At 64.4% G+C, this 22,663-nt stretch carries 31 protein-coding genes; 16 read left to right on the top strand and 15 right to left on the bottom strand.

Features of this window, described 5'->3' with window-relative positions; all coding sequences use genetic code 11:
• Window positions 1–121: 121 nt before the first annotated feature.
• The 10 genes from ACYZGB_RS05620 to ACYZGB_RS05665 all read right to left on the bottom strand — a co-directional run bounded on the left by ACYZGB_RS05620 (window position 122) and on the right by ACYZGB_RS05665 (window position 6,989).
• A complete protein-coding gene (locus tag ACYZGB_RS05620) occupies window positions 122–514 on the bottom strand; it encodes an ASCH domain-containing protein (protein WP_462387242.1) in 393 nt (130 codons plus the stop codon).
• Entirely contained in the window at window positions 511–792 is a 282-nt protein-coding gene (locus tag ACYZGB_RS05625) for a hypothetical protein (RefSeq protein ID WP_462387243.1), read from the bottom strand. Before ACYZGB_RS05625 ends, ACYZGB_RS05620 begins: the two co-directional genes overlap by 4 nt.
• On the bottom strand, window positions 789–3,260 hold the full coding sequence (locus ACYZGB_RS05630; protein WP_462387244.1) for a ParB/RepB/Spo0J family partition protein: 2,472 nt from the start codon (window positions 3,258–3,260) through the stop codon (window positions 789–791). Before ACYZGB_RS05630 ends, ACYZGB_RS05625 begins: the two co-directional genes overlap by 4 nt.
• Before the next feature lie 9 nt (window positions 3,261–3,269).
• Window positions 3,270–3,599, bottom strand: a complete 330-nt coding sequence (locus ACYZGB_RS05635; RefSeq protein ID WP_462387245.1) for a hypothetical protein — start codon at window positions 3,597–3,599, stop codon at window positions 3,270–3,272.
• Complete coding sequence (locus tag ACYZGB_RS05640; RefSeq protein ID WP_462387246.1) at window positions 3,596–3,913, bottom strand: hypothetical protein; 318 nt, start codon at window positions 3,911–3,913, stop codon at window positions 3,596–3,598. Before ACYZGB_RS05640 ends, ACYZGB_RS05635 begins: the two co-directional genes overlap by 4 nt.
• Window positions 3,910–4,245 (bottom strand): hypothetical protein, encoded by a 336-nt coding sequence (locus ACYZGB_RS05645; RefSeq protein WP_462387248.1) that lies wholly within the window; start codon window positions 4,243–4,245, stop codon window positions 3,910–3,912. Before ACYZGB_RS05645 ends, ACYZGB_RS05640 begins: the two co-directional genes overlap by 4 nt.
• Before the next feature lie 3 nt (window positions 4,246–4,248).
• On the bottom strand, window positions 4,249–4,488 hold the full coding sequence (locus ACYZGB_RS05650; RefSeq protein WP_462387250.1) for a hypothetical protein: 240 nt from the start codon (window positions 4,486–4,488) through the stop codon (window positions 4,249–4,251).
• Window positions 4,489–4,582: 94 nt separating this feature from the next.
• Complete coding sequence (locus ACYZGB_RS05655; protein ID WP_462387252.1) at window positions 4,583–5,257, bottom strand: hypothetical protein; 675 nt, start codon at window positions 5,255–5,257, stop codon at window positions 4,583–4,585.
• Window positions 5,254–6,588 carry a VapE domain-containing protein gene (locus ACYZGB_RS05660; protein WP_462387254.1) on the bottom strand — a complete coding sequence of 445 codons (1,335 nt, stop codon included), beginning with the start codon at window positions 6,586–6,588 and terminating at the stop codon, window positions 5,254–5,256. Before ACYZGB_RS05660 ends, ACYZGB_RS05655 begins: the two co-directional genes overlap by 4 nt.
• Complete coding sequence (locus tag ACYZGB_RS05665) at window positions 6,585–6,989, bottom strand: hypothetical protein (protein ID WP_462387255.1); 405 nt, start codon at window positions 6,987–6,989, stop codon at window positions 6,585–6,587. Before ACYZGB_RS05665 ends, ACYZGB_RS05660 begins: the two co-directional genes overlap by 4 nt.
• Window positions 6,990–7,120: 131 nt before the next feature.
• On the opposite strand from ACYZGB_RS05665, the gene ACYZGB_RS05670 reads away from it, so the two are divergent.
• Window positions 7,121–7,645, top strand: a complete 525-nt coding sequence (locus ACYZGB_RS05670) for a hypothetical protein (protein WP_462387257.1) — start codon at window positions 7,121–7,123, stop codon at window positions 7,643–7,645.
• Between the two features lie 12 nt (window positions 7,646–7,657).
• Here the strand turns inward: ACYZGB_RS05670 and ACYZGB_RS05675 are convergent, their stop codons facing one another.
• The 4 genes from ACYZGB_RS05675 to ACYZGB_RS05690 form a co-directional block, all read right to left on the bottom strand.
• Window positions 7,658–8,113 carry a DUF6941 family protein gene (locus ACYZGB_RS05675; protein WP_462387258.1) on the bottom strand — a complete coding sequence of 152 codons (456 nt, stop codon included), beginning with the start codon at window positions 8,111–8,113 and terminating at the stop codon, window positions 7,658–7,660.
• A complete protein-coding gene (locus tag ACYZGB_RS05680; RefSeq protein ID WP_462387260.1) occupies window positions 8,100–8,558 on the bottom strand; it encodes a helix-turn-helix domain-containing protein in 459 nt (152 codons plus the stop codon). The genes ACYZGB_RS05675 and ACYZGB_RS05680 overlap by 14 nt, the downstream gene beginning before the upstream one ends.
• A 1-nt stretch (window position 8,559) precedes the next feature.
• Complete coding sequence (locus ACYZGB_RS05685; protein WP_462387262.1) at window positions 8,560–8,970, bottom strand: hypothetical protein; 411 nt, start codon at window positions 8,968–8,970, stop codon at window positions 8,560–8,562.
• Window positions 8,971–9,195: 225 nt separating this feature from the next.
• On the bottom strand, window positions 9,196–9,636 hold the full coding sequence (locus ACYZGB_RS05690; RefSeq protein WP_462387263.1) for a hypothetical protein: 441 nt from the start codon (window positions 9,634–9,636) through the stop codon (window positions 9,196–9,198).
• A gap of 84 nt (window positions 9,637–9,720) precedes the next feature.
• On the opposite strand from ACYZGB_RS05690, the gene ACYZGB_RS05695 reads away from it, so the two are divergent.
• Entirely contained in the window at window positions 9,721–10,002 is a 282-nt protein-coding gene (locus ACYZGB_RS05695) for a YdaS family helix-turn-helix protein (RefSeq protein ID WP_462387264.1), read from the top strand.
• 88 nt (window positions 10,003–10,090) lie between these two features.
• Window positions 10,091–10,252 (top strand): hypothetical protein, encoded by a 162-nt coding sequence (locus ACYZGB_RS05700; RefSeq protein ID WP_462387266.1) that lies wholly within the window; start codon window positions 10,091–10,093, stop codon window positions 10,250–10,252.
• Window positions 10,253–10,283: 31 nt separating this feature from the next.
• On the opposite strand, the gene ACYZGB_RS05705 is transcribed toward ACYZGB_RS05700, so the two are convergent.
• Complete coding sequence (locus ACYZGB_RS05705; protein WP_462387267.1) at window positions 10,284–10,601, bottom strand: hypothetical protein; 318 nt, start codon at window positions 10,599–10,601, stop codon at window positions 10,284–10,286.
• A 282-nt stretch (window positions 10,602–10,883) separates the two neighbouring features.
• Here ACYZGB_RS05705 and ACYZGB_RS05710 point away from each other — a divergent pair, with 282 nt between their 5' ends.
• The 13 genes from ACYZGB_RS05710 (at window position 10,884) to ACYZGB_RS05770 (ending at window position 22,661) form a co-directional block, all read left to right on the top strand.
• Window positions 10,884–11,375, top strand: a complete 492-nt coding sequence (locus tag ACYZGB_RS05710; RefSeq protein ID WP_462387268.1) for a phage regulatory CII family protein — start codon at window positions 10,884–10,886, stop codon at window positions 11,373–11,375.
• The gene (locus ACYZGB_RS05715) at window positions 11,372–11,674 is read left to right on the top strand and encodes a hypothetical protein (RefSeq protein WP_462387269.1); all 303 of its coding nucleotides are present in this window, start codon (window positions 11,372–11,374) and stop codon (window positions 11,672–11,674) included. The genes ACYZGB_RS05710 and ACYZGB_RS05715 overlap by 4 nt, the downstream gene beginning before the upstream one ends.
• A 77-nt stretch (window positions 11,675–11,751) precedes the next feature.
• A complete protein-coding gene (locus tag ACYZGB_RS05720; protein WP_462387270.1) occupies window positions 11,752–14,325 on the top strand; it encodes a VapE domain-containing protein in 2,574 nt (857 codons plus the stop codon).
• Window positions 14,326–14,753: 428 nt separating this feature from the next.
• A complete protein-coding gene (locus tag ACYZGB_RS05725; protein WP_462387271.1) occupies window positions 14,754–15,080 on the top strand; it encodes a hypothetical protein in 327 nt (108 codons plus the stop codon).
• Window positions 15,031–15,492, top strand: coding sequence for a hypothetical protein (locus ACYZGB_RS05730; RefSeq protein ID WP_462387273.1), 462 nt, complete (start codon window positions 15,031–15,033; stop codon window positions 15,490–15,492). The genes ACYZGB_RS05725 and ACYZGB_RS05730 overlap by 50 nt, the downstream gene beginning before the upstream one ends.
• 129 nt (window positions 15,493–15,621) lie before the next feature.
• The gene (locus ACYZGB_RS05735) at window positions 15,622–16,020 is read left to right on the top strand and encodes an HNH endonuclease (protein WP_462387274.1); all 399 of its coding nucleotides are present in this window, start codon (window positions 15,622–15,624) and stop codon (window positions 16,018–16,020) included.
• A gap of 142 nt (window positions 16,021–16,162) precedes the next feature.
• On the top strand, window positions 16,163–16,648 hold the full coding sequence (locus ACYZGB_RS05740) for a phage terminase small subunit P27 family (protein WP_462387276.1): 486 nt from the start codon (window positions 16,163–16,165) through the stop codon (window positions 16,646–16,648).
• Complete coding sequence (locus ACYZGB_RS05745) at window positions 16,617–18,401, top strand: terminase large subunit (RefSeq protein WP_462387277.1); 1,785 nt, start codon at window positions 16,617–16,619, stop codon at window positions 18,399–18,401. The genes ACYZGB_RS05740 and ACYZGB_RS05745 overlap by 32 nt, the downstream gene beginning before the upstream one ends.
• Window positions 18,398–18,571 (top strand): hypothetical protein, encoded by a 174-nt coding sequence (locus tag ACYZGB_RS05750; RefSeq protein WP_462387278.1) that lies wholly within the window; start codon window positions 18,398–18,400, stop codon window positions 18,569–18,571. The genes ACYZGB_RS05745 and ACYZGB_RS05750 overlap by 4 nt, the downstream gene beginning before the upstream one ends.
• A gap of 3 nt (window positions 18,572–18,574) precedes the next feature.
• The gene (locus ACYZGB_RS05755; RefSeq protein WP_462387279.1) at window positions 18,575–19,864 is read left to right on the top strand and encodes a phage portal protein; all 1,290 of its coding nucleotides are present in this window, start codon (window positions 18,575–18,577) and stop codon (window positions 19,862–19,864) included.
• A complete protein-coding gene (locus ACYZGB_RS05760) occupies window positions 19,861–20,802 on the top strand; it encodes a S49 family peptidase (protein ID WP_462387281.1) in 942 nt (313 codons plus the stop codon). The genes ACYZGB_RS05755 and ACYZGB_RS05760 overlap by 4 nt, the downstream gene beginning before the upstream one ends.
• A gap of 66 nt (window positions 20,803–20,868) precedes the next feature.
• Window positions 20,869–22,182 carry a phage major capsid protein gene (locus ACYZGB_RS05765; protein WP_462387282.1) on the top strand — a complete coding sequence of 438 codons (1,314 nt, stop codon included), beginning with the start codon at window positions 20,869–20,871 and terminating at the stop codon, window positions 22,180–22,182.
• A gap of 83 nt (window positions 22,183–22,265) precedes the next feature.
• Window positions 22,266–22,661 (top strand): hypothetical protein, encoded by a 396-nt coding sequence (locus ACYZGB_RS05770; RefSeq protein ID WP_462387283.1) that lies wholly within the window; start codon window positions 22,266–22,268, stop codon window positions 22,659–22,661.
• The last annotated feature ends 2 nt before the right edge of the window (window positions 22,662–22,663 follow it).

The raw sequence follows: 22,663 nt of genomic DNA on the forward strand, positions 1-22,663 counted from the left end.
CATGCACTGCCCTTGACACCAAGGGCCAGCGTTTTGCAGCGGCTGGGGGTGGTACAGACCGCGCAGGTGGGGAGCGCTGGTGCGGGCGTGGTGCTCGCAACCTTGATGGTTTTCGCGCCTCTCACAGCACCACCCCTTGGGGCAACTTGAAGTAGCCCAGCGCACCGTTGCAGGGCTGGAACTCCACGGGCTCGGCGCCCTGCAGGACGTGGGCGTATTCGCCGGTGAAGAATGGGGACTCGTGGAAACGTGTGCACGCCACCAGGTTGGCTTTGCCGACGATGCCGCCGCGTGGCAGTTCTTGGGGCGCTGGCAGCGCGTCAACGATGTGGCGCAGGTTGGGGTGGCTGCGCAAGAAGGCCACGCAGTCGTCGTAGTCGTCGCGTGTCATGCCCTGGCTGGCATGGATAGCCACGGGGCCCCGGTAGTAGGTGTGCCAGGTGCGGTTTTCCACGGGCTTGTAACCCATGGTGATGAGCCATGCCCACGGCTGGCGGATGCTGAGGGCTTTCATTGCACAGGCCCCTTTGGTTCGCGCGCATCGGCCTCGGCTGCGGCCACGTTGGCCAGCGTATCGGTCAGCATGGCGGCGCGGTCCACGCCGATCTTGCGCGCGATGATCGCGGCCGTGGCTGACAGCAGGCTGCAGCAGAATGACTCGAACTCATCGGGTTCCAGTTGCTGCGCGGCGAACTCAACAGGCCGGGTCAGCAGGCTGGTCGCGATCTGCATGCCGAGTTCTACCGGCGTACCCGTGATAGTGATGCTGGTGGTTGTGGTGGCGTTGCTCATTCCAGAACCTCCAGCTCTTCGGTGCCGAAGATCATGAACGTGGCCACGCCGCCTTTCACGCCGGGGAACATGATTTCCCAGCCGTCATCTTTGCAGGCCTTGACCGTGCCCTGACGCCAGCGGTATTCGTTGCGCTGCATGGTCATACCGGCATGCAGCACGCGGACCTTGCTGCCGATCAACGGGTCGGCGTTGTAGGGTTCTACTTCAGCGCTGGTGATGTTGGCCAGCACCTCGTGGCTCTTGGGGCCAAAGCGCAACACCAGGTCTTTGCCGCCCGTTTCCACGACTCCCACGCGGCCGCAGGTCTTGCGGCGTTTCCCGTCAGCGCCTCGCGCATCTGCCTTCACGCGCACTAAGGCGCCTTGTTCGATGCGGGGCAGAGGTGCTGCTGGCTCCCCTGCTGGCTGGGGCGTAGCCTGCGCGGTAGCGACTGGCTGCGCTTCGTTGCCCTGCGCCGTAGGCGCCACGTCCTGGGCCTTGGCAGTGGCACCGGCCTTGAGTTTGGGCTGGGCCTTGTCTACCGGCGCCGCACCGGCTGGTGCCGGTGCTTCGTCGCCCTGCAGCGCGGCAGCGCTGCCTGTAGTGGACTCCCCCTCAAGCGCTTGCATCGCGGCCGCGATGTCGGCCGAGGCCTTGGCCTTCGATGTCTTGGGCGCCTCGGCGGCGGCTTTTGCGCCAGCGCGCGCAGCCGATTTTTTCGCGGCGCCTTTGCCGCCTTTGGCCCCCTCCGCACCTTCCCCCGCTTGCGCAGCCAGATCGGTCGCTGCAGCTGGTTTTTCACGCTCGGGCATGTATTTGGCCTTGGCTTCGGCCTGCACCTGGTTGATGACCACGGGCAACTTGTCCTGCAGCGCAACACCGGCCACCAGCATCAGGCCCGCATTCGCAGGGCGGTCGAGGTAGCCACGGTCTTCCGTGCGGGATGTGCGCTCCATGATGATGAGCAGGTGCAGCAGATGCGGGGTGGCCGTGGTGTCGGCATAGTCGATGACAGCGCTGTGCGCGCCTACCTTGCCAAGGTCAAGGCGGGCGGCGATGCGCTCGGCTTGCTCTGTGGACAGGCGCGCGGCCTCCTGCTTGACCAGGTAGCGGTGCACGTCCAGCGTGAAGAACTCAAACCCGCTGGAGCCCACCTCGTTCCATGTACGGGCCAGCAGGGCGTCACGCCAGGCCTGTTCGTACTGCGCATGGGCGCGGGCTTCGGCCGCTGCCTTCTTCTGCTCTGCCAGTTCGCGGGCCTCTTTGCTGACGGTGCTGGCCTTGGCCTGGGGGGCGGTGGCCTGGGCTTCCACGATCTTCAGCAAGCGCAGCACCACCTCGTTGGGCAGGCACGCCAGCATGTCGCCCTTCTTGCGCGGGTTCTCGATCAGCACCGCCTCTATGCCCTCGGCCTGCATCTGCTTGCCGATGATTTTGCGCAGGGGCTGGTCGGTAGGGCTGTCGTCGGCAAAGTCCAGGCGGCGATAGCCTTTGAGCTTGGGCGCTGGGCCGTAGCCGCCCATTACCACCAGCTCGGCCGATTCCTTGCTCTCGATCACCGTCTGGCCTTTGGCGCGGGCTTGCTCGGCCAGCTGGTGTGCGTGGGCCTCTTCCTTCTTGTGATAGCAGGGGGCGTCTGTGCACACGTCTGCACTCTTCACATCGGCGAACAGCTCGGGGTTGGCGCCTGTGCGCTTGGGGCAGTTGGTGCACGCGCCAGCGCCTGGCAGGAGGTCGGCATCCGTGCGCGAGAACGGGGCCTTGTCCAGCGCCAGCATGTAGTGCTCGCGGATATAGGCTGCAGCACGGCGTGCACCAATGCGCAGCTCACCGTCATAGTCGGTCTCGGTCAGATCCTTGATGGCCTTGAGCTGCTGGCTTTCGCTGGGGATGCGGGCCACCTGCAGAGCCTTGGAGAAGTCCAGCTTGCCATCGCGTAGCGCCTGGCGCCCTACCTGGCACAGGTCCAGAATCTTGAGGGCGGCGTACACGTAGCTGCGGCTCTGGCCGATCTTCTCGCCAATGGCGTCGGCCGTCATGCCGAAGTCGTCCAGCAAGCTGCGGAAGCTCTCGGCCTCTTCCAGCTTGTCCACGTCTTCGCGCTGGATGTTCTCGATGTGCTGAATTTCGCGGGCCTCGCGGTCTGTCAGCGCCCGGATCATGGCCGGGATGGTCTTGGCGCCCGCGATGTGCGATGCGCGCAGGCGGCGGGCGCCGGACACAAGCTCATACACCGGCAGCGGTGCGCCCTGGGGGCGGAACCCGAAGGTGTCTGCCATGCGGGTGCCAGGCAGGGGGCGCAGCAGAACGGGCTGCACCACGCCGCGCTGCTTGATGGTCTCTGCCAGCTCGGCCAGCTTTTGCTGGTTGAACGTGCGGCGGGGGTTGGTCAAGCTCTCTTCGATGAGCTGCAGATCCACCATGCGCATGTCCGTGTCGGGCGCGGTGGTGGGGGCTGTTGCGGTGTCTAGTTGATCGGTTGCCATGGAATTACCTCAGAAGGGGTAGCCGGGGGCGTTGTTCTTGAGCATTGCCAGCGCTGTCTGGATGGGGATGGCGTGGCGCATGTGGATGGGGGGCGGGCAGTGGCTGAGCACGATGTGGTCAAACTCGGGCCACTTCTCGCCGGGCCACCATTCGTCCAGCAGATACGGCAGGTCAAAGTGGCGGCACAGGTCTTCGGCGTGCATGCCTTTGCCGCTGCCCTGTGGGCCATAGATCAGGATGGACTTGCGGCCCTTGCCGGGCGTGGGCGTGTGCGGCTTGCGGTTGCCGGTGCCGCCGTGGAACTTGGGCCGGGCGCGGGCGAGGTGTTGCAGGTTCATGCTGGCACCTCGCCTGGTTGGTTGGGGTTGTGCGTGCCCAGCAGGCGGGTGGCGGCGCGGTGCACCTCGGGGCCCACGGCGTAGCCGTATTGGTCGGGGTCCACCAGGTCGCGCACCAGCTCCATGGCCTTGTCTTTGCCGTGCCAGTAGCGCACATCGCTCGCACGGTGGGTGCACGTGTTGAGCAGGTCGGTGGCCAGCGCTTGGCCTGGCGTGAGGCGCTGGCCTGGCAGGGGCGATCCTGCGGTGGTGTACACCATGATCCCGCCGCCGGGCTGGTCGATGATGTGGATGGTGGTGGTCTTGGAGGTCATGCAAGGTCTGCGCGCGGGGCGCCGGTGGGGGTTGGGTTGATCAGGTCGGCCTCGCACTCCATGCGCTTGGCCTTGAACTTGGGGTTGATGGCCTGCAGGTCGGCGTGCTGGCCCTGCATGCGATTGGCCAGGGAGCGCGCTGCCACGCAGCTGGCGGTGCCCTTGTCGGGGTAGCGGTGGCTGATGAGGACCAGCTGGCCGGTGTGGCGGTCTTCAATCTCCAGCTCCACCACGGGCACGCCGCCCCGCGTGTAGCGGCAGGTGCTGCGGGTGACCTTGCCGCTGATGTGCAGCGTGAAGGCCCCCGGTGTGGGGTGTGCACACGTGTGCACAGTTCAACCCCACCGCGTGAAGTGATGGAACGCCACGCAGAAGGTGGCGAAACCCACGAACACGCAGAAGCAAAGGAACAGGGCTTTGACCACCACGCGCGCAGCGCGCACGGCCCAGTGGGGGCGCTTGCGGCGGGTGGTGGACGGCATCAACGGCACCGGCACGAAGGGCCGTGCAGGGCGTGCAGCGGCCTTGCTGCCACTGGCCGATGTGGGCCGGTAGGGCGGTACTTGGTAGGTCATTGGCGGGCCTCCCGCGCGGCCAGGGCGCGCGCAATGCGGTAGGAGGTGCAGGGGCCCAGCACACGGCGCAGGGCGGTGTAGATGCGGTGGGCGGTCATGACTGCAGCCCCCTTGCTGGTGCTATGAAGCCTCTGCGGCGATGGCCTGTTGTTTCGCGTCGGGGGGTGAAGCCCGCGCGCATCAGTGCGTCAAACAGGGTCTCTGCGTTGGTGTACGTGGCGGGCATGTCGAGCCGAGCCATGATTTCAGGCAGGGTGAGGAACTCGCCTGGCGTGAATGGGCAGGCCTTGATGGCTTCGTCCATCCAGTGGTGCAGGCGCGTAGGGACGGCGTACGGATAGGCCTTGCTGTTGAACGTCGCAGCGGCTGTGCCGTCCTCGCTTGCCAGCATGGCCAGGGCGCGGCGGGCCGTCTGCTTGTGGGCATCGATGGCTTTATCGAGCCGTGCGCGAATCAACTTGCTATCCCCGAGGTGTTCGCACTTTGCGCGGTATGCAGCGTTGTCAGCAGCTTCGGCAATCCGCTGCTTGGCTGCGGCGCACATGGCGTCCAGATCCAGCGCGGGGGCGGGCTCTGGCATGGGTGGCCGTGGCACCAGGTCGAACGCCAGGACCTCGTGGAGCATGGTGCGGGGGTCTGCGACACAGTCCAGCATGAGGCGAGGGGGCTGGCCGGGGCGCAGGCTCAGGTCTACGGCCACTACGCGCCGCTGGGTGATGCCCAAGGCCCGCAGGATCTGCATGTTGGGGTCTTGGTCGCGGGCGGTCATGCTGCACCGCCTTCGCTACCATCGCCACTCAGATCAACTTCCCAAACGGAGAACCCCATGGCGGTGAACGACTTGACCGACGCTTTCGATACGCGGCTGCTGGCCATGCAGAATGCGGGCGCGCCTGCGGCCGAGGTGTCGGCCGCCATCAACACGTACGAACGGTTGCGCACGGCGCGGGCCATTGCGGCAAGCATCCTTACGGCCCCCACCAGTTCGGATGTAGTTGCCGTGTTTGCGGAACTGGCAGCGGAGAGCAGATCCACCAGAGCGCCGTCCGAAGTCTGATCCAAGCGAGTGGGTTCCAGACTGGGCCGGGCCGCATAGGGCGGGCGGGTCAGTGCGAAAAGTGTCACAGCTCCCGCTTCCGGCATCCACTGAGTGGCGTGGTGCGCTTCTGGAGCTTCTGCCGTTGTTTGGGCTGTGGGCCGTTGGGGCGCCAAGTAGCCTCTGCGGCGGTTACCACCGGCCTCGCGGGCTGGGGTAAAGCCATGACGATCAAATGCTAGGCGCAGTCTTGTTTCCGCAGCGGCACTGCCCAGGTGAAACGAGTCGCGCAAGTGGGCGGCAAGGCCCGCAATCGTCACGAACTCGCCCGGCTGCACCTTGATGAGCAGTTCATCTTCCTCGCTGCTTTGGAGCTTGTGCAGAAGGTCCGCACGCCCGGCTTTGATGGCGTCGGCCTCTTCGTTTGTGATGAAGTAATCTGGCCTTGGTCCCCAAGTGAACTGGTTCAGAGCCTCCGCAAATATCTGCACGCGGTTCTCCAGTAGCCACGCGGTTTCCACTTGGTGCGGCACTTCGATGGGCCAGAGGCGGTGTTCTAGTGCGATCCTTCGCAGCAATGGCGGTGAGCCGTTGCATGTGAGCCACGCGATGAACCCGCGCGGTGCCAACACTACGCCGCCCGTGGCGGTGCGGTAAGTGTCGTCCTGGCGGGTGATGAACTCCACCAACTGCGCACGAAGGGCATGGTTCAGCGCTTCCAGCTCAGCCGCTTCGTAGGCCCAGAGGTTTTGATAACCCTCTGGCCCGGGTTTGCTGAACGGGTCTATATGCGAATCGTTGTGGTTCTCTGCCCCTACCAGGGTGCGGATGAGCAGTGACTTCCCTGTGCCTTGCGGCCCGTACAGCACGGGTGCAAACGGAAAGTGAACACCTGGGCGCAACGCGCGCGCGACATGTGCGCGCACAAGGGCTTGCCCCGCCATGGCGAGGTAGGTGGTGGGCTGCACGCCCAAAGCTCGGGACAGCCATTCCTGCAGGCGGGGGTGGCCGTCCCATGTGCCATCCAAGGTGTGCAGCCATTCGCTGATTGCGGCGCGGTTCATGCTGCCACCTCGCGGGCCGCACCCGCTGCAATGAGCGCGGCGGCGGGGTTGGCCTCGATGTCGTGCGCAGCGTCGATCAGGCGGGCAGCGAGGTCGCGCAGCTCAGCGGGCTGCATCTGCACAGCGATGCTGGCGCAGGTGTACAGGCCTAGGGTGATGGACACCTCGGCGGTGTCGCGGCTGGCGTCGCGCCAGACCCGTGCTCCTGCGCGCATCTCACGCGCTTCTTCGGTGCTGCACCGAAGGTGGTTCAGACCGCCGTGCTGGGACTCGGGCGCGAAGTAGCGTTGCCAAGCGTGCTCTGGAGTCCCAGTGTTACGCGGGGGGCGCGGGGTATGGGTGAAGGTGCCCGCTGTGGGCGGTGTGCACACGTGTGCACTGGGGGTGGGGTGGGATTGCATTTCGGCCCTCCGTTAAGTAGGTGACTGAATTTAGCGAAACGCAAAATTTTAGTCAATAGCGAAACGCGAAATATCAATCTATACTTAGGCCACCTCCCGTATAGACCGGGCGCAAACGAAAGGACTCAACGATGGATGCCCTGGACTACATGGAGCGCGAAGGCCAAGCCAACATGGCGCAGCACCTGGCGCAGTACGAGGTACTGATGAAGCGCGCGCAGGCGCTGGCCCTGTTGTTGCTCGGTGGTGGTGGTGCCTTGGGCGGGCTGGCCCTGCAGCAATGGGGGCAAGCCCGTGCCTTGGCGCGCCCGCTGGCCGACCCCGTGTTCGTGGCTGCCGGTGCGGGGGCTGCCTGGTGGTTTGCGCTGGCTGGGCTGCTGGCGGTGTTTGTGATGCGCTCACGCAAAGTGCCGGCTGCCCACAACGAGCCGGGCCACCTGTGGGAGGCGTTTGAGCAGATTCGCTATGCTGCAGGGCAGGGCGACGATGCGGCCCTGGCGCAGTTGCGTGTGCGCGAGTTGCAGGGCCTGCAGGGGCGGGTGCAGCGCATGCGTGCCGCCAGCGATGGGGTGGCGGTGCGACTGAACCGCGTTACCCTGGCGGCAGCGGCCACGCCGCTGGCGGTAGGGCTGATAGCGTGGCTGGCGCGTGGCTGAGGTGGACAGGCGTCAGCCCTGACGCGGCTCGCCTGCATCCGGGTTTTTTGCGAACTCCAAGCCGGGGGCTTCGTATACCTCTGCGCCGTCCACAATAGCCGCCAAGCGCAGCACCCCTTCGCGGGGCACGACCATGTTGCCGAACTCCATGATGAGTTGGGCTGTAAAGCCCTTGAGCCGGGGACGCGCGGCCTCTTTGTCGTTTAGGGCGTCGGGCGGTAAATCCACACGGTGCAGCACTTCGTCGTCCAGCCGCAGTTCGCATGCCAGGGTTTTCAGTGGCTGGTCTAGCGGCGTGCGAATGTAGCCCATTACGCAGAACTTGTTAAGCACTGCTACCCCCTGCGCCGGGAATTGCACAGGGGCCCCCTGGGGGTACATGCCCACCACCGTGATCTTGCCGCCCATCTCCTGACGGATGTCGTCGCAATAGATGGCGCTGACGCTGCGGGTGTTAATGATCTGCATGGTCTGCTTGCTTGTGCGCCAACACCTGGGCCCGTGCCTTGCCCGCCGTTTTCATGGCGTTGTGGATTTCTTGCTCACTGACCTGCAGGGCTTGGGCGAGGCGCTGGATGTTGCGGGCCGTCATTTGTTCGGGGTCTTTTTCCCACCGGGCGATGTTGGGCTGGCTGGTTTGCAGCGCGGCTGCCAACTGCGTCTGCGACATGCCTTTTCGTTGGCGCAGCGTGGCCAAGCCGCACGCGGCATGGCCTGCTGCCAGGCGCTGGCGCATCGCAGCCATGGCGGCAGCCATGGCTGGGTTGCGCTCTTGCCGAGCCAGATACTGGCTCAGCTCCATACCGCCGCGTGCCACCACGGGGTCGGCCTGCGAGTCTTCTACCACCAGCGCTTGGCCATGGCGCAGCAGCGTGGTGCGAAATGTTACCGCGCCGGTGGCTATGCCACCCATGTCAACGGTAGATTGGAATATCGCACTGTTCGTATCGATGGAGTAGGTGCCTGAAGGCGTCGTCACCCGGACGATAGGCGATGCTGCGGTTGGTGACTGCGAGCGCATAGTAAGTGCTCCTTTGTGCGTTGAAACCAATGAATATGCGGTAGCTTGGCAGGTTGCCATCCTCGTCCAAGAACTTGAGGATGTAGATGTTGTAGCCGCGCTTGTGTGCCTCGCCGAACCTTTTGACCTCGAAGGGCGGGCAGTGCAGGTAGTGGTTGTCAGGTACGCATAAGTCTTCCAGCAGGTCGGGGTCGTCTTGCAAAGACTCCAGCAGAAGCAGAGCGGCTGCTGCTGCCTCCAAATCTATGGCTTGAAGGCGCTCTATCTCGTCCATGATTTCCGGGGTCAGGATGAGACTTGGCATTATATCTAATTTGATATTTTTATGTTGTTCGTGCTCTGCGTGTTGGTCTGGTGCACAAGATCAATTCATTGGCATAGGCCAGGGGCGGCCATTGGCGTCGCCCGGCTCGCGTGGGGCGGGGCCGCTTGGGGAAGGCAGGGGTGCTGATGGCTCGCGGTTGGCGTGGACTGTGTTCATGGGGGTGTGATTCGCGTGGGGAAAGGGATGATCTGCGCCGTGCGGGCGCTATGCCTGGGCACGTGCACTTTTACGTGAGCGCAGGTCGCCTTCGCGCACTTCAACCACCGTCCTGATGGTGTTGTTCAGCATGTCCCAATCTCTGGGCTCCAGCACCTGGAGGCGCTCCTGGGCTACGTCGAACGGCCATTGTGTCCGTGGCGTCGCGTTGAGTTGTTCCGGTACGTTTACTGGCATTGACACGGTTTGATTCAATGCATGCTCGGCGTCAAGCCAGCCAATAGGCTTTCCCGCGCTAGTCTCAATTCTTCTGGCGGTTTCCTTGCGCATGCCGCGAGGCTTTCCTGTTTTCGAGTCCTTTGCGCCTTCACGTAGGTTCGTGAATTGGGCCTGCGACATTCCAATGCGACGGGCGATCTCAGCGGGGCCTCCTGCCTCACGTTCCAGTAATTGCAAGTTCTCGCGCCTGATGGCGTCAATGTCTTTCATCTTGCCGATTCCATAGCAATACGCGAAAGTCGTCTATGCGCGTTTCGCTATTGATTGATTTCGCGTTTCGCGAAATAATGGGGCATGGACTTGATAGCCTATTTCGCGCAACACCACGGGGCTCAAGCAGCTCTGGCGCGTGCTCTTGGTGTGCCTCAGTCTCTTCCCAGCGCGTGGGCAGCTGTCGATAGTCGAAAGCGTCGCCCGGTTCCCATCGAAAGGTGTTGTGCGATTGAGGTGGCCACGTGCGGTGCAGTCACCCGCCGCGAGCTGCGCCCGGATGACTGGCACCTGATCTGGCCGGAGCTGGCCAATGCTGGAGGCAGACCGCCCCCAGCGTCTGCGCAGGAGCCCGCCCATGCGTAGCACTACAAACCGCAGGTTGGACCTGTGTCGCCGCGTGGCCGGGCGGGGAGAAGTTATGCCTCTATCTGGGCGTGCTGCATGCCAAAACGTGAGCACGCCCTCTCTGCTTGAGGCGCCTGCGCCGGGCTCTGATCTCGCCTCTATCGACCTGCGCCTGGCTGCCATTGAGGCGTGCATGGCTGACCTTCTGGCCTTGTGCTTGAAGGTCACGGAGGGCGGTGTGGCGCTGCGGGTGGTCGGTCGTCCATGAAGTGCAACGAGCGCGCCGACGCTGCCAGCTTTTACGTGGACGGTTGCTTGATGGCAGTGGCCACGGCAGTTATCAGTGACAGCGCTTCTGGAGCGAAGTTGGCGACAGGGTTGGTTGCTAGCCAGTCCTTCTCGAAAGCTCCTCTTGCCAGGTTGTGCTCTTCCACTTTTTGGCGGGCGGCATCTTTGGTAATGCCGGATTTGCTTCCGAACTCGTATCCGAAGTCGGCCTCGCCCTTGTACTTCATGTCGGCAGCAACCTCTGCTGCATCGAACGCTTTGAGTCGCAGCGCCACGGCTAGCTCGCGAACGTGTGCTGCAAGTATCAGTTCTTCCGTGCTGAACGTCATGTCTGTCCCTTTTGGTGATGGTGGTGTCGGAATTGCCATCGTAAGCCGGAAGAGGACAGGCGCCCATTTCCACACCCACCACGCCCACGGCCATGCCGCCGGGTTTCGGCTCCTTTCCCACATGGTGTGCCGCGCGCAGGCAAGTGCGCGGTGCTTCGCATGGCTGCGTGGTGGGTGCTTTCTCTTCTCGTTTCTTTTCCATCTGGCGCCCCTCTCTCTCATGGCTGCAGTGTCGTGCGGGCGGGGCGCTTTTGTCAGTAACAACACATCGGGGGCGCTGTGATGAATGTGCTTGATGCCGCGTACAACGTGGTGAGTGACTATGAGGGCGGGGCGGCCAGCCTGGGCCCGCGCGTTGGCAAAGCTGGTGGCACGCTGAGCCATGAGGTGACCAGCACGGGCACGGCAAAGCTGGGCCTGGAGACTGCCGTAAAGATCTCGGTGATGTCGAAGGATTACCGCATCCTGGAGGCGTTTGCGGCCCAATGCGGGCGCATGACGTTGCCGCTGCCCGAGCTGCTGCGCGAGAGTGGCGACAACATACTGCAGCGCCAGGGGGAGTTTCTGCAGGAGGTGAGCGATGTGGTGCGCGAGCTGGGGGCCACGCTGTCTGATGGATCTGTTACGCGCAATGAGCGGGATCGGTTCCGCCGTGAGGTGGGCGAGCTGATTGCCAGTGCACAGGGCGTGCTGCATGAGGTGGAGCGCCGGTTTGAAGAGGGTGAGCGGCGCCGCAATGGCCTGCCCGACATCGATGCGGGGGGCGCAGCATGAGGCCCGCCGGTGAGATCCGCAGGGCATTGCTGGACGCTTGCGCAGCCCTGGCCAGTGGGGTGCAGGACCCCGAGCACGGGCCCAGCCTGCGCGAGATTGCGCACCGCGCCTGCGTGGGCCTGGATGCCGCACAGGACACCATGAAAAACATGGTGCGGGCTGGCGTGGTGCACCGCGTGAACACGCGCAGGGTGGACTACCGAAACAAGCCTGTGGCTGAGTACCGGCCCGGCGCGATGACGCTGGCCGCTAACGATGCTGTTGCTGCCCTTGCTGGCGCCGTGCGGGCCTGGGGGTAAGCGGATGCAATTGAACCAAGCCGCTGGCGGGAGGGACGCCGGTTTGTACCTGGCTATGTGTGCGGGAGGGCCTGCACATGGGTGAGCCGACTTCGGCAACTGCAACCACACCACCCGCACCGCCGCACGTTGAGCCGCCTGTATGGGACACCATACCGGCCCGCCTCGCGCAGGCGCAGCAGTGGGTGCTGTGGAAGTTTGAATGGGATGCCAAGCGCAGCGCCTGGTTGAAGGTGCCGTATTACGTGCAGGGCGGGCGCCGTACGGGCGGGCAGGGTGATGACCGTGACCGCATGCGCCTGGCTACCTTGTCGGTGGTACGCCGCGCGTTTGAGCGGGCTGCGGGCACTGAGAAGGCCTGGACGGGGATTGGCTTTGGCTTTCTGCCAGGCGATGGCCTGATAGGCATTGACCTGGACAAGTGCTTTGACCCGGCCACCGGCCAGCTGGGTGATCGCGCTGCCAAGATCGTGCAGGCGTTTCATTCGTTCACCGAGTTCTCGCCATCGGGCAAGGGCCTGCACATTTACGTGGAGGGCCATACGGCCACGGCCAAGTCGAACGACATTGGCGTGGAGATGTTTTGCGAGAAGCAATACTTCACCGTGACCGGCAGGCACATGGAGGGCACGCCCCGGGAGGTGTTGCCCGCCGAGGATGGCGCGATCAAGCGCATGCACGCCACGATTGCCGAGGCCAAGCAGAAGTACCAGGGGGCAGCGCCTGCGAAGGCTGCACCGCGCAGCGCCCATGTTCCGGGTGCGCGCGAGGGGCGGGATGATTTCGGCTATGTGAACGGCGAGGCCATGAAGGCTTTGCATGCCTGGGTGCCTACGCTGTTCGCGGGCAAGGAGTCGGCCAGCGGCCAGGGCTACCGGGTGACCAGCAAGGCGCTGGGGCGGGACCTGCAGGAGGATCTGTCCATAAAGCCCGAGGGCATCGTGGATTTCGGCGTGGCCGACATGGGCGACCACCGCCAGGGTAAGCGCACGCCCATTGACCTGGTGATTGAGTGGGGGCCGGGCACGTCGAAGGCCGCCGAGGCCTTGAAGTGGCTTGCGCAGGTGATGGGCATCCAGCTGAGCCCAGCGCCAGCAACCCGCGCGAAAAATTCGGCTCCCGCTGGGGGGGCAGATGACGCGGGCGCAGCGCCTGCTGCTGCACCTGCGGCCGATGGTGGTGGGGGTGGCAAGCCGCCGCGCCAGCGCCGGGGCGGCGGGGATGATGACCGCGATGATGATGCGGACGGCGACCTGGTGGAGCTGTACAACAAGCTGGTGATGCATCGCGGGCGGCCCATGGATTGCCGCGAGAACGTGATGTATGCGCTGCTGCTGGACCCTGAGCTAAAGGGCTTGGCCAAGCTGAATGACTTCACCCGCTTGATTGAGCGCAGCCGCACCACGCCCTGGGGGCACGCTGCGGGCGAGTGGGACGAAGAGGATGACCTGATGCTGGGTGAGTACCTGCTGCGGTCTCATCGCCTGGGCGTGAAGGCCAAGGGCACCCTGCGCGATGGTGTGTTGATGGCGGCGCGCTCGCATCGCTTTAACCCGGTGGTGGACCTGATCAAGGCTGAGACCTGGGACCGTGTGGACCGCCTGGATACCTGGTTGTCGCAGGTGTATGGGTTCCCTGAGCGCAAGGACCCTGCGGAGCGTGAGCGGCTGCAGGAGTATGCGCGTCTGATCGGTCGGTGCTTCTTCATGGGCCTGGTCAAACGGGCTATCCAGCCAGGGTGCAAGTTCGATTACATGCTGATCATCAAGGGGGAGCAGGGCCTTACGAAGTCCACTGCTTTCCGGGCGATTGCGGCGCCGTTCTTCACCGACAACGGCACGAAGGTGGGGGAGAAGGATTCCCTCATGGCGCAGCAGCTGGCGTGGATTGTGGAGTCGGCCGAGCTGGAGTCGTTGAACAAGGCCGACAGCACGGCCATCAAGCAGTATCTGAGCGTGCAGGAGGATCTGTACCGGCCACCGTATGGCGCGCAAATGATCAAGGCGCCCCGGCACTTTGTGAACGTGGGGACGACCAATGCGGACACCTTCTTGAAGGATGCCACGGGCGACCGGCGGTTTTGGCCGCTGGAGGTGCTGTCGGTGAATGTGGAGCTGTTGCGCGAGTTGCGCGGGCAACTGCTGGCCGAGGCGCTGCACCGCGTGCTGGCCGGGGAACAGTATTGGCCCAGCCGCGAGGATGAGAAGCGGCTGATCTTCCCTGAGCAAGAGCAGTTCAAGCGGGGCGACTCGTGGGAAGACCTGCTGCACGACATCGTGAATGAGCCCATCTCGCACAAGGTGGGTGAGCCTGCAGGCGTCACAGTCGATTTCTGGGCCACGACCAAGCTGTATGCGGCGATGGGCATCAAGCCTGACCGCATCGATGGCCAGGGGAACATGGATGAGCGCATGGCCCGTGCCATGAAGGCCCTGGGCTTTGACCGGCACCGGGAGACTAGCGGGCAGCGCAGGCGCGGCTTCTTGCGCCGCAAGCCTGATAAACCCAAGGATGGAGCACCAGGGGCGCCGGGCGGCGCACCCCCAACCAATCCACCACCCCCGGCGGCTGTAGCGCAGCACAGCCCTTCGCGCGGCGTGGTGCCCGATCCCTTTGATGTGAGAGGCGACGACGATGCGTTGCCCTTCTGATTTCACCCTCTCTTACCGAGTGGCGCGTGGGCGCCTTGCGGTTTGGTCACGCCCCGGCCGGGTGTGCGCACGTGTGCGCGCCCTGGTGGTCCTGTCGCCGCCGCCGTCCACCCCGTCCACCCTACGTCCACCGAGGGGTGGACGGCGTAAGCGGTTGATTTCATTAGGGAAACGGGCGACACGTCCACCCGTCCACCCCATATGACCATCCGCACACACACAAGCGCGTGTGCAGACACGGGGGCGCGTGTCTGCGCGCCCGCGCGGGCGCAGCTTACCTACCTACCTATGGACAGGGTGGTCCTATGGACGGATCAAGGATTGGCGCGGGTTTGCGCCGTCCACCCCTCGGCCACCCTCGGCCATCTGGTGGTCCTGTTCTCCCTCATCTCACCTTGTGCACACGTGTGCACAGCAAGGATTTCGCTATGACAACACCAGCCAAGCCAGCCAGCATGCGGGTGGCGATGCCAGAGACCGCTGACTTTGTGGACCGCAAGCGCGTGGAGTGGGGCCGGGCCCACGTGGATGACTGCCTCAAGCGTGCATTGGCTGGTGAGCCCGGCTACTTCTACGCCATCGAGGGCGGGTACGTGCTGGGCACACCGTGGGGCATCCCCCCCGGCGGCATGGGCGGCGCCATGTGCGTTGCCAGGCTGCAGGCCATGGCTCTGATGATGGGCACCACGTTCGCGGGGTTCATGCGTGAGCCGACTGCAGCAGCTGCAGCTGGGGGTGGTGATGGCAAGGCTTGAGCACATCCGGCAGCGGCTGGAAAACTGGGCGCTGTGGAAGGCGCGCCAGAAGGATGGCGGCTTGGGGTATCACACGCGCAGTGTGCTGGCGGTGGATGTGTGGGATGCGGGCAGCTACAACAACAACCACATCCCGCATCTTGAGCTGGAGGCAGAGCGGACCAATGAAGCGGTTGAGGCGCTGCGCTTGGGCAAGGGCCATCTGTATGTGACCCTTGTCCACTACTACGTGGACGGCCTCGGCATCAAGGAAACGGCGCGGGTGATGTGCCGGGCAGAGTCCACCATCCGTGCCCAGCTGGAACAGGCCGACCATGCAGTGGCTGCTCTGTTGTCCGCGCAGGCTGATGAACGTGATCGCAAGCGTGTAGCAGCCAAGCAATCGGAGCGCGAAAAGAGTTTTACACCTTAGCGCTACTTGGTACATTTCAGGCACCTTGTGTTTATTGCGCCCCTCCCTGTGATGGATGCGAGGTGGGAACCCCGGCAGGCTTGGCTTGTCGGGGTTTTCTTTTTCCTGTTCCTGTTGTGATTGACCGATATGAAGCCTTCAGCCAGTGATAGCGATAGGCGGCGAGGCACAGCCCACCAGCGTGGCTACACATCGGCATGGAAGAAGGCGCGGGATGGACACCTGCGATCCAACCCGCTTTGCGAGGATCACAAGAAGCGCGGGGACCTGGTGCCCGCCACGGTGGTGGACCACATCGAGCCGCCCAAGATCATGGACGCAGTGGAATCGGGAGACCCTGAGCGCATCGCCGCAGCGCGGGCGCTGTTCTGGAATCGAAAGAACTGGCAGAGCCTGTGCAAGCTGTGCCACGACTCCATGAAGCAACGCTTTGAGAAAACCGGCCGCGTTCCTGGTTGCTCGGTCGATGGCTTGCCGCTGGACCCGCGCCACCCGTGGAACCAAAAACAAGGGGGTAGGGGGGGGTAAAAACTCCCACCCCCGTTCACTAAAGACCGACCTCTGCCCTTCGCTCGCAACGCCGGGGAATATGGGGAGGGGGGGGTATCGATTGAAGGGGGTAAGTATGGCAGGAAACGCTAATTCTGGTCGGCGTCCTGATCCGGCTTTCATGCACCATCTGCGCGGCGATCCCAGCAAGCTGGGTAAAGACGCCCTGGCCAAGAAGGCCGAAGAGCAGCAGATCGCGGCCAGTGAGCCGCCGAAGCCCGCCTGGTTGAGTGAGCGCGCGTCGAAGGAATGGGACCGCGTGGTGCCCGACCTGCTGCTGCTCGGCTGGGTGCACCGCCTGGACCGTGTGGCGCTGGCCACCTACTGCGAGGCCGTGGCCGACTACGAGAAATTCCGCGAGCGCATTGCAGCGGAGAACAAGCGCCAGGACGACGCTGGCGATGTGCAGACCTTCGCCACCGGTGCCAAGCAGATCAGCATCTGGCGCCAGCTGGCCAACGATGCAGAAAAACGCGCGAATGCCGCTGGCGCGGGCTTCGGCTTCACACCGCTTGCGCGCCGCACGATGAAGACGGTGGCGACTGCGCCGCAGGGAACGCTGTTCCCCAACGAACATGAAAAGGCCGCAGCACGCTATTTCAACTGACCGCGTTTCCGATTTTTGCCACCAGGTGCTTAGCGGCGCCATCGTTGCGGGTCCGGCAGTTCGGGACGCGGCGCGGCGCCAGCTGCAAGACCGTGCGAACGGGCACGAGCGCGGCCTGGTGTGGATGCAGGACAAGGCCGACCACGCTATCGGCTTCTTTGAGGATGTGCTGAAGCTCAACGGCGGGGAGTACGAAGAGAAGCCGTTTCTGCTTGCCCCGTGGCAGGCCTTCGTGGTGGGCTGCATCTTCGGCTGGTACACGGTCGAGGGATTCCGCCGGTTCAATACCGCGTACATCGAGACCGCCAAGGGTTCCGGCAAGTCTCCATTGGCCGCAGGCATTGGGCTGTATGGGCTGGTGTCAGATGGTGAGCAGCGCGCCGAGATCTACGCCGCCGCCACAAAGCGCGACCAGGCACAGATCCTGTTTCGCGATGCGGTGGCCATGGTGGACCTGTCGCCGCTGCTGAGCGCGCGCCTGGTGCGCTCGGGGCGCGATGAAAAGGTGTGGAACCTGTTCTACAGCAACACCAACAGTTTCTTTCGCACCATCAGTGCGGATGAGGGCCAGTCGGGGCCGCGCCCGCACATCGGCCTGGTGGACGAAGTGCACGAGCACAAGACGCCCACGGTGGTGAACATGATGCGGGCCGGGCGCAAGTCGCGGCGGCGCGCGCTGCTGTTGATGATCACCAACAGCGGCAGCGACAAGAAAACGATCTGCGGCACGTACCACGACCTGGGCGTGCGCGTGTGCCGGGGGGAGTTCCCTGACGACACGCTGTTTGCGTTCATCTGCAACCTGGACGAAGGCGAAGACCCGTTTGAAGACGAAGCCTGCTGGCCCAAGGTCAACCCCAGTCTGGACTACCGTGCGCACGGCCAGCTGGACGGCATCCCCGGCCGCCGCTACCTGCGCGAGCAGATCAACCAGGCACGCGGGGCGCCCGCGCAGGAGGCCCTGGTAAGGCGCCTGAACTTCTGCGAATGGACGCAGGCTGAAGCGCCCTGGATCAGCTGGCAGGTGTGGAGCCAGGGGCAGGAGCGCGTGCCGATGTCGCTGCTGCGCAATCGGCCTGCAGTGGGTGGCCTGGACCTGTCCAGCACCACCGACCTGACGGCGTTCGTGCTGATGTTCTTCCCCACGGTGGAAGACCCGCACTGGCGCGTGATGCCGTATTTCTGGATTCCGGATCACGACCTGGACAAGCGCGAGGAAACCGACCGCGTGCCCTATCGGTTGTGGATCAAGGAAAAGTGGCTGGAGACCACGCCGGGCCGGGCCATCAGCAAGCTGCATGTGCTGCGCCGCCTGGTCAAGATCTGCAGTTTCTTCGACGTGCGCAAGATCGCGTTTGACCGCTGGCGCATTGAAGACCTGCAGATGCTGATGGTGGAACACGGCATATCGCTGCCGCCGCTGGAGCGCTTCGGCCAGGGCTACCAGGACATGGGCCCGGCCGTTGACGAATTCGAGCGCCGCCTGCTCGGCGTGGCGCCACTTGCAGAAGATGGCCAGCCCCTGGACGTGGAGGTGGAAACGCTGCGGCACGACGGCAACCCGGTGATGACCTGGTGCGCAGGCAACGCCGTGGTGGTCAGTGACCCAGCCAACAACCGCAAGGTGGACAAGTCCAAGTCCATTGGCCGCATCGACGGCATCGTGGCGGGCGTCATGGCCGCCGGTATCAGCAGCGGCGGGCGCCCCGGCAGCGGGAAGTCCGTCTATGAAAAGGAAGGGGTAGGTTTATGAAGCTGGTGCTTCTGTCGTTCGTGCTGGGCCTGCTGGGCTTTGCACTCGTGGTGGCAGGGGTGGCCATGGTCCATATCCCTGCCGCGTTGATCATCGCTGGCGTGGCCCTGGTGGCGTACGCCTTCCTGCTTGATCGTGCTGCAGCTGCAGCCGCTCGGGCGAAGGGCTGACCCATGTTCTTTTCCCAACTGCTTGCCAGCGGTGAAGCGGGCAGCGTGTCCGACAGCGGGGGCGGCTTCTGGCGCACCTTCCTGGGCGGGGGCGGCAGCAGCACAGGCGTGCGCGTCACGCCGGAATCTGCGCTCGCGCAGCCCATCCTGCAGAACTGCGTCACGCTGCTGGCTGAAACCTTGGCCCAGCTGCCGTGCGAGATCTACCAGCGCAGCGGTGAGGCCACCGGTGCCCAGCGCACACCGGCCATCAACTACCCGGCCTATGACGTGTTGCGCTACCAGCCCAACCCGTTCCAGACGCCCTACGAGCGTACCGAGCTGCTGCAGATGGCCGCAGGCCTGCGCGGCAACGGGTATGAGTTCATAGAGCGTGGCGAGGATGGCCACGTCAAGGCCTTGTGGCCGCTGGGCACCGACAAGGTGCAGGTGCTCAAGGGTCCCGACCTGCTGCCGTACTACCGCATTTCCGGTGTTGCGGACCCGCTGCCGATGCGCCTGGTGCATCACGTGCGGTGGGTCAGCCATGGCGGCTATGTGGGCCTGTCGCCCATTGAGCTGCACGCCGAGGCGGTGGGCCTGTCGCAGGCCGTTCGGCAGTACACCGGCAAGTCGTTCGCCAATGGCGCCACGGTGTCGGGTGTGATTGAGCGGCCCAAGGAATCGTCCCCGATCAAAGACCAGGGGACTATCGACAAGATCATCGACCAGTGGGGCCAGAAGTACGGCGGCATCGACAACGCCAAGAAAATTGCGCTGCTGCAGGAGGGCATGACGTTCAAGCCCATTTCGATGTCCAACGTGGACGCCGAGGTAGTCAACATCCTGAAGCTCTCGGGCGCTGACATCGCACGGATCTACAAGATCCCGCTGCCCATGGTCAACGACCTGGACGGAGCGAACTACAACACGGTCGAGCAGCTGCTGATCATGTTCGTGGTGTTCGGCCTGCTGCCCTGGGTCAAGCGTCACGAGCAATCGATGATGCGCGACTTCCTGCTGGCAGAAGACCGCAAGGGCTACTACATCGAGTTCAACCTGTCGGGCCTGCTGCGCGGCGACCAGAAGACCCGGTATGAGGCCTACGCCATCGGGCGCCAGTGGGGCTGGCTGTCGGTCAACGACATCCGCCGCCTGGAGAACATGCCGCCCGTGCAAGGCGGTGACACCTACCTGCAGCCGCTCAACATGGTGGATGCAACCAAAGGCGTCTTCGCAGACGCCACCAACCCCCGCACGCGGGCCCAGCTGCAACAGACCAAGCTGGAGATTGAAAGGATGCTGGAGCAATGAAAAGCCATATCCGCACATCGGCACTGCTGTTCAACCAGCCGCTGCTTGCCACGCCCGACCTGTTGGAACTGGGCGTACGCTGGGCCAATCAGGTGATGGGCCTGAACATCATCAACATCCACGCGGGCCCAGCCATGCGCATGGACGACAACGAGGGCGGCGGGCGCATGGAAGTGGAGGGCGGGCGCCACGGCAGCTCGGCCGCCACGGGTGTGGCAGTGATCCCAGTGCATGGCGTGCTGGTGCCCCGCGCAGCCCATATCAACGCCTGTGAGACCATGACCAGCTATGAGGGGCTGGTGGCCATGGCCCGACAGGCCACCAACGACCCGTTGGTGGAGCGCACAGTGCTGGACATCGACAGCAATGGCGGCTCTGTTGCAGGCGCTTTCGAGGCGGCTGCAGAGATCCGCAAGCTGGCCGCCATCAAGCCCATCACAGCGGTGGTGAACTTTTCGGCCTACAGCGGCGGATACCTGCTGGCGGCGGCCTGCACCGATGTGGTGGTAAGCCGCACCAGCGGGGTCGGCTCCATCGGCGTCATCGCCTCCCACCTGGACCGGTCGGCCCTCAACGAAAAGCAGGGCGTCAAAGTCACCACCGTGTACGCGGGCGCCCACAAAAACGACCTTACCCCGCACGAGCCGCTGTCGGAACAGTCGCTCAAGGTGCTCACCGAGCTGGTGAACGACGGCTATGAAATGTTCGTGTCAGCCATCGCTGACTACCGGGGCATGTCCGCCGCTGCAGTGCGCGCCACCGAGGCGGGCCTGTACCGGGGCGAGGCGGCTATCCGCGCAGGCCTGGCAGACCGCCTGCAGGCCCCGCAGGACGCCGTAGACGACATCGCCCGCGCCGTTGCCGACAGCCGCGCCCAGCGCCGTGGCGCCCGTGTATCCGTTCGCGCCAGGGCCGCCCTGGTGCAGTCCCAGATCTGACCGCGTTCGCGGCAGTCAACCCCGCCCGCGTCAAGCGGGCTTTTTTTTGCCCCAAGGAGGCATGCAATGTCCCAAGTGTTGAAACTTCGCAGCGAACGCGCCAAGCTGAATGAAGAGCTGCAGGCGCTTGCCAAGAAAGAGGCCGACGGCGGTAGCCTGAGTGCCGAAGAGCTGACCCGCTTCGGCCAGATCGAAACCGAGATTGCCGACCTGTCGGCCAAGCTCACCCGCGCCGAGGCCGCAGAGCGCATGCAAGCGGCCGCAGCGGTGCCCGTCAACGAATCCGCACAGGGCATCGCCAGCCCGCCTGCGCACATCACCGTGACGGACAACGCCCCGCGCGGCGCCAAGATGGCACAGATGGTGCGCCTGTTGGCCATGTCGCAAGGCAACCAGCAGCAAGCCGCCAGCCTGGCCGCATCGAGCGGCTACGGCCAGGACGTGGCCATGGCCCTGTCCACCGTCACCGCTGGCGCCGGGGGCGTCCTGGTCCCCACCAACTTTGCCAGCGAGCTGATCGAGGCCCTGCGCCCCGCATCGGTGGTGCGCCGCATGGGGGCCATCAGTGTTCCGCTGAACAACGGCAACATGACCATCCCGCGCATCCTGGGCAATACATCGGTCACGTACCTCGGAACGGAAACCGACATTGCAGTGTCGGACATGGCGTTTGGTGACCTCAAGCTGTCGGCCAAGAAGGCTGCGGCCATCGTGCCTATCAGCAACGACTTGCTGGCCAATGCAGGTATCAGCCCGCGCGTGGACCAGGTGGTAGCAAATGACCTGACCGTGAGCATGGGCCTGTCGGAGGACCTGCACTTTATCCGCGCTGACGGCTCGGGTTACCTGCCCAAGGGTTTCCGCCACTGGGTGCTGCCCGGCAACCTGATCAACGCCCCGGCAGCGCCCACGCTGCAGCAGGTGGAGACCTTCCTCTCGGGCATGATCCTGCGGCTGGAAAACGCCAATGTGCAGCTCGGCGGCAGCGGTTGGCTCATGGCGCCCCGCACCATCCGCTGGCTGGGCTCCCTGCGCGACGGCAACGGCAACAAGGCCTATCCAGAAATCGAGCAAGGCATGCTCAAGGGCTACCGGTTTGCGCTCACCACGCAGATCCCGATCAACCTGGGCGTAGGCGCCAACGAATCGGAAATCTACTTTGTGAACTTTGCCGACATCTACATCGGTGAAGACCAGCAGCTGGTGATCGCTTACAGCAACGAGGCCTCCTACAAGGACGGCGCGGGCAACACGGTCAGCGCCTTCCAGCGCGACCAGACGCTGGTGCGCGTGATCGCCAAGCACGACATTGGCCCGCGCCACGTCGAGTCCATCGTGGTGGCCAAGCAGGTCACCTGGGGCGACACCATGCTCGCCTGAGCGTGGCCACCCTGAACGGTTGATTCATTCCCCGCTGTGCACACGTGTGCACAGCTCCCAAACTCATTTTCATAGGGGGTGCCATGAGCACTACAGAAAAGCGCGCAGTGAAGTTCGTGCTCGCCTGGCGCGGCTACAGCGCAGGCGAGATTGCAGGCTTCGACGAAAAGGTGGCCGAGCAGCTGGTCAAGTCCAAGGTGGCCGAGGAATACGCGGCCCAGGGCGACAATGCCTCGGCCACACAAACCCCGGCCAAGCAGCCCGCACAGCGGCAACCGGCCAGCACCAAGCGCGGCAAGACCGATGCAACAGCGCCCGCACCTGGGCCTGCTGAAGGCGGCACACCGGGCGGCTCGGCAGACCCCGGTGCGGGTAATGCAGACACCAGCAACCCCGCTGGCGTTGACGGTAGCCAGACGGATGCCACTGCGGCCGCAGCTGGCACAGGTGGCAGCGCCGACAACGACGACCGCCCCTAAGC

Source organism: Acidovorax sp. Q11, from assembly GCF_054950075.1.

What these genes read in the sequence shown, in the direction of transcription:
- ACYZGB_RS05760 (WP_462387281.1), top strand. Translation starts at nt 19,861, where the DNA reads ATGAAAAGCCATATCCGCACATCGGCACTGCTGTTCAACCAGCCGCTG.
- ACYZGB_RS05670 (WP_462387257.1), top strand. Translation starts at nt 7,121, where the DNA reads ATGGATGCCCTGGACTACATGGAGCGCGAAGGCCAAGCCAACATGGCG.
- ACYZGB_RS05620 (WP_462387242.1), bottom strand. Translation starts at nt 514, where the DNA reads ATGAAAGCCCTCAGCATCCGCCAGCCGTGGGCATGGCTCATCACCATG.
- ACYZGB_RS05655 (WP_462387252.1), bottom strand. Translation starts at nt 5,257, where the DNA reads ATGACCGCCCGCGACCAAGACCCCAACATGCAGATCCTGCGGGCCTTG.
- ACYZGB_RS05690 (WP_462387263.1), bottom strand. Translation starts at nt 9,636, where the DNA reads ATGAAAGACATTGACGCCATCAGGCGCGAGAACTTGCAATTACTGGAA.
- ACYZGB_RS05705 (WP_462387267.1), bottom strand. Translation starts at nt 10,601, where the DNA reads ATGACGTTCAGCACGGAAGAACTGATACTTGCAGCACACGTTCGCGAG.
- ACYZGB_RS05710 (WP_462387268.1), top strand. Translation starts at nt 10,884, where the DNA reads ATGAATGTGCTTGATGCCGCGTACAACGTGGTGAGTGACTATGAGGGC.
- ACYZGB_RS05725 (WP_462387271.1), top strand. Translation starts at nt 14,754, where the DNA reads ATGACAACACCAGCCAAGCCAGCCAGCATGCGGGTGGCGATGCCAGAG.
- ACYZGB_RS05715 (WP_462387269.1), top strand. Translation starts at nt 11,372, where the DNA reads ATGAGGCCCGCCGGTGAGATCCGCAGGGCATTGCTGGACGCTTGCGCA.
- ACYZGB_RS05745 (WP_462387277.1), top strand. Translation starts at nt 16,617, where the DNA reads ATGAAAAGGCCGCAGCACGCTATTTCAACTGACCGCGTTTCCGATTTT.
- ACYZGB_RS05720 (WP_462387270.1), top strand. Translation starts at nt 11,752, where the DNA reads ATGGGTGAGCCGACTTCGGCAACTGCAACCACACCACCCGCACCGCCG.
- ACYZGB_RS05735 (WP_462387274.1), top strand. Translation starts at nt 15,622, where the DNA reads ATGAAGCCTTCAGCCAGTGATAGCGATAGGCGGCGAGGCACAGCCCAC.
- ACYZGB_RS05740 (WP_462387276.1), top strand. Translation starts at nt 16,163, where the DNA reads ATGCACCATCTGCGCGGCGATCCCAGCAAGCTGGGTAAAGACGCCCTG.
- ACYZGB_RS05755 (WP_462387279.1), top strand. Translation starts at nt 18,575, where the DNA reads ATGTTCTTTTCCCAACTGCTTGCCAGCGGTGAAGCGGGCAGCGTGTCC.
- ACYZGB_RS05660 (WP_462387254.1), bottom strand. Translation starts at nt 6,588, where the DNA reads ATGAACCGCGCCGCAATCAGCGAATGGCTGCACACCTTGGATGGCACA.
- ACYZGB_RS05630 (WP_462387244.1), bottom strand. Translation starts at nt 3,260, where the DNA reads ATGGCAACCGATCAACTAGACACCGCAACAGCCCCCACCACCGCGCCC.
- ACYZGB_RS05680 (WP_462387260.1), bottom strand. Translation starts at nt 8,558, where the DNA reads ATGGGTGGCATAGCCACCGGCGCGGTAACATTTCGCACCACGCTGCTG.
- ACYZGB_RS05770 (WP_462387283.1), top strand. Translation starts at nt 22,266, where the DNA reads ATGAGCACTACAGAAAAGCGCGCAGTGAAGTTCGTGCTCGCCTGGCGC.
- ACYZGB_RS05675 (WP_462387258.1), bottom strand. Translation starts at nt 8,113, where the DNA reads ATGCAGATCATTAACACCCGCAGCGTCAGCGCCATCTATTGCGACGAC.
- ACYZGB_RS05640 (WP_462387246.1), bottom strand. Translation starts at nt 3,913, where the DNA reads ATGACCTCCAAGACCACCACCATCCACATCATCGACCAGCCCGGCGGC.
- ACYZGB_RS05635 (WP_462387245.1), bottom strand. Translation starts at nt 3,599, where the DNA reads ATGAACCTGCAACACCTCGCCCGCGCCCGGCCCAAGTTCCACGGCGGC.
- ACYZGB_RS05685 (WP_462387262.1), bottom strand. Translation starts at nt 8,970, where the DNA reads ATGCCAAGTCTCATCCTGACCCCGGAAATCATGGACGAGATAGAGCGC.
- ACYZGB_RS05750 (WP_462387278.1), top strand. Translation starts at nt 18,398, where the DNA reads ATGAAGCTGGTGCTTCTGTCGTTCGTGCTGGGCCTGCTGGGCTTTGCA.
- ACYZGB_RS05765 (WP_462387282.1), top strand. Translation starts at nt 20,869, where the DNA reads ATGTCCCAAGTGTTGAAACTTCGCAGCGAACGCGCCAAGCTGAATGAA.
- ACYZGB_RS05650 (WP_462387250.1), bottom strand. Translation starts at nt 4,488, where the DNA reads ATGACCTACCAAGTACCGCCCTACCGGCCCACATCGGCCAGTGGCAGC.
- ACYZGB_RS05695 (WP_462387264.1), top strand. Translation starts at nt 9,721, where the DNA reads ATGGACTTGATAGCCTATTTCGCGCAACACCACGGGGCTCAAGCAGCT.
- ACYZGB_RS05625 (WP_462387243.1), bottom strand. Translation starts at nt 792, where the DNA reads ATGAGCAACGCCACCACAACCACCAGCATCACTATCACGGGTACGCCG.
- ACYZGB_RS05665 (WP_462387255.1), bottom strand. Translation starts at nt 6,989, where the DNA reads ATGCAATCCCACCCCACCCCCAGTGCACACGTGTGCACACCGCCCACA.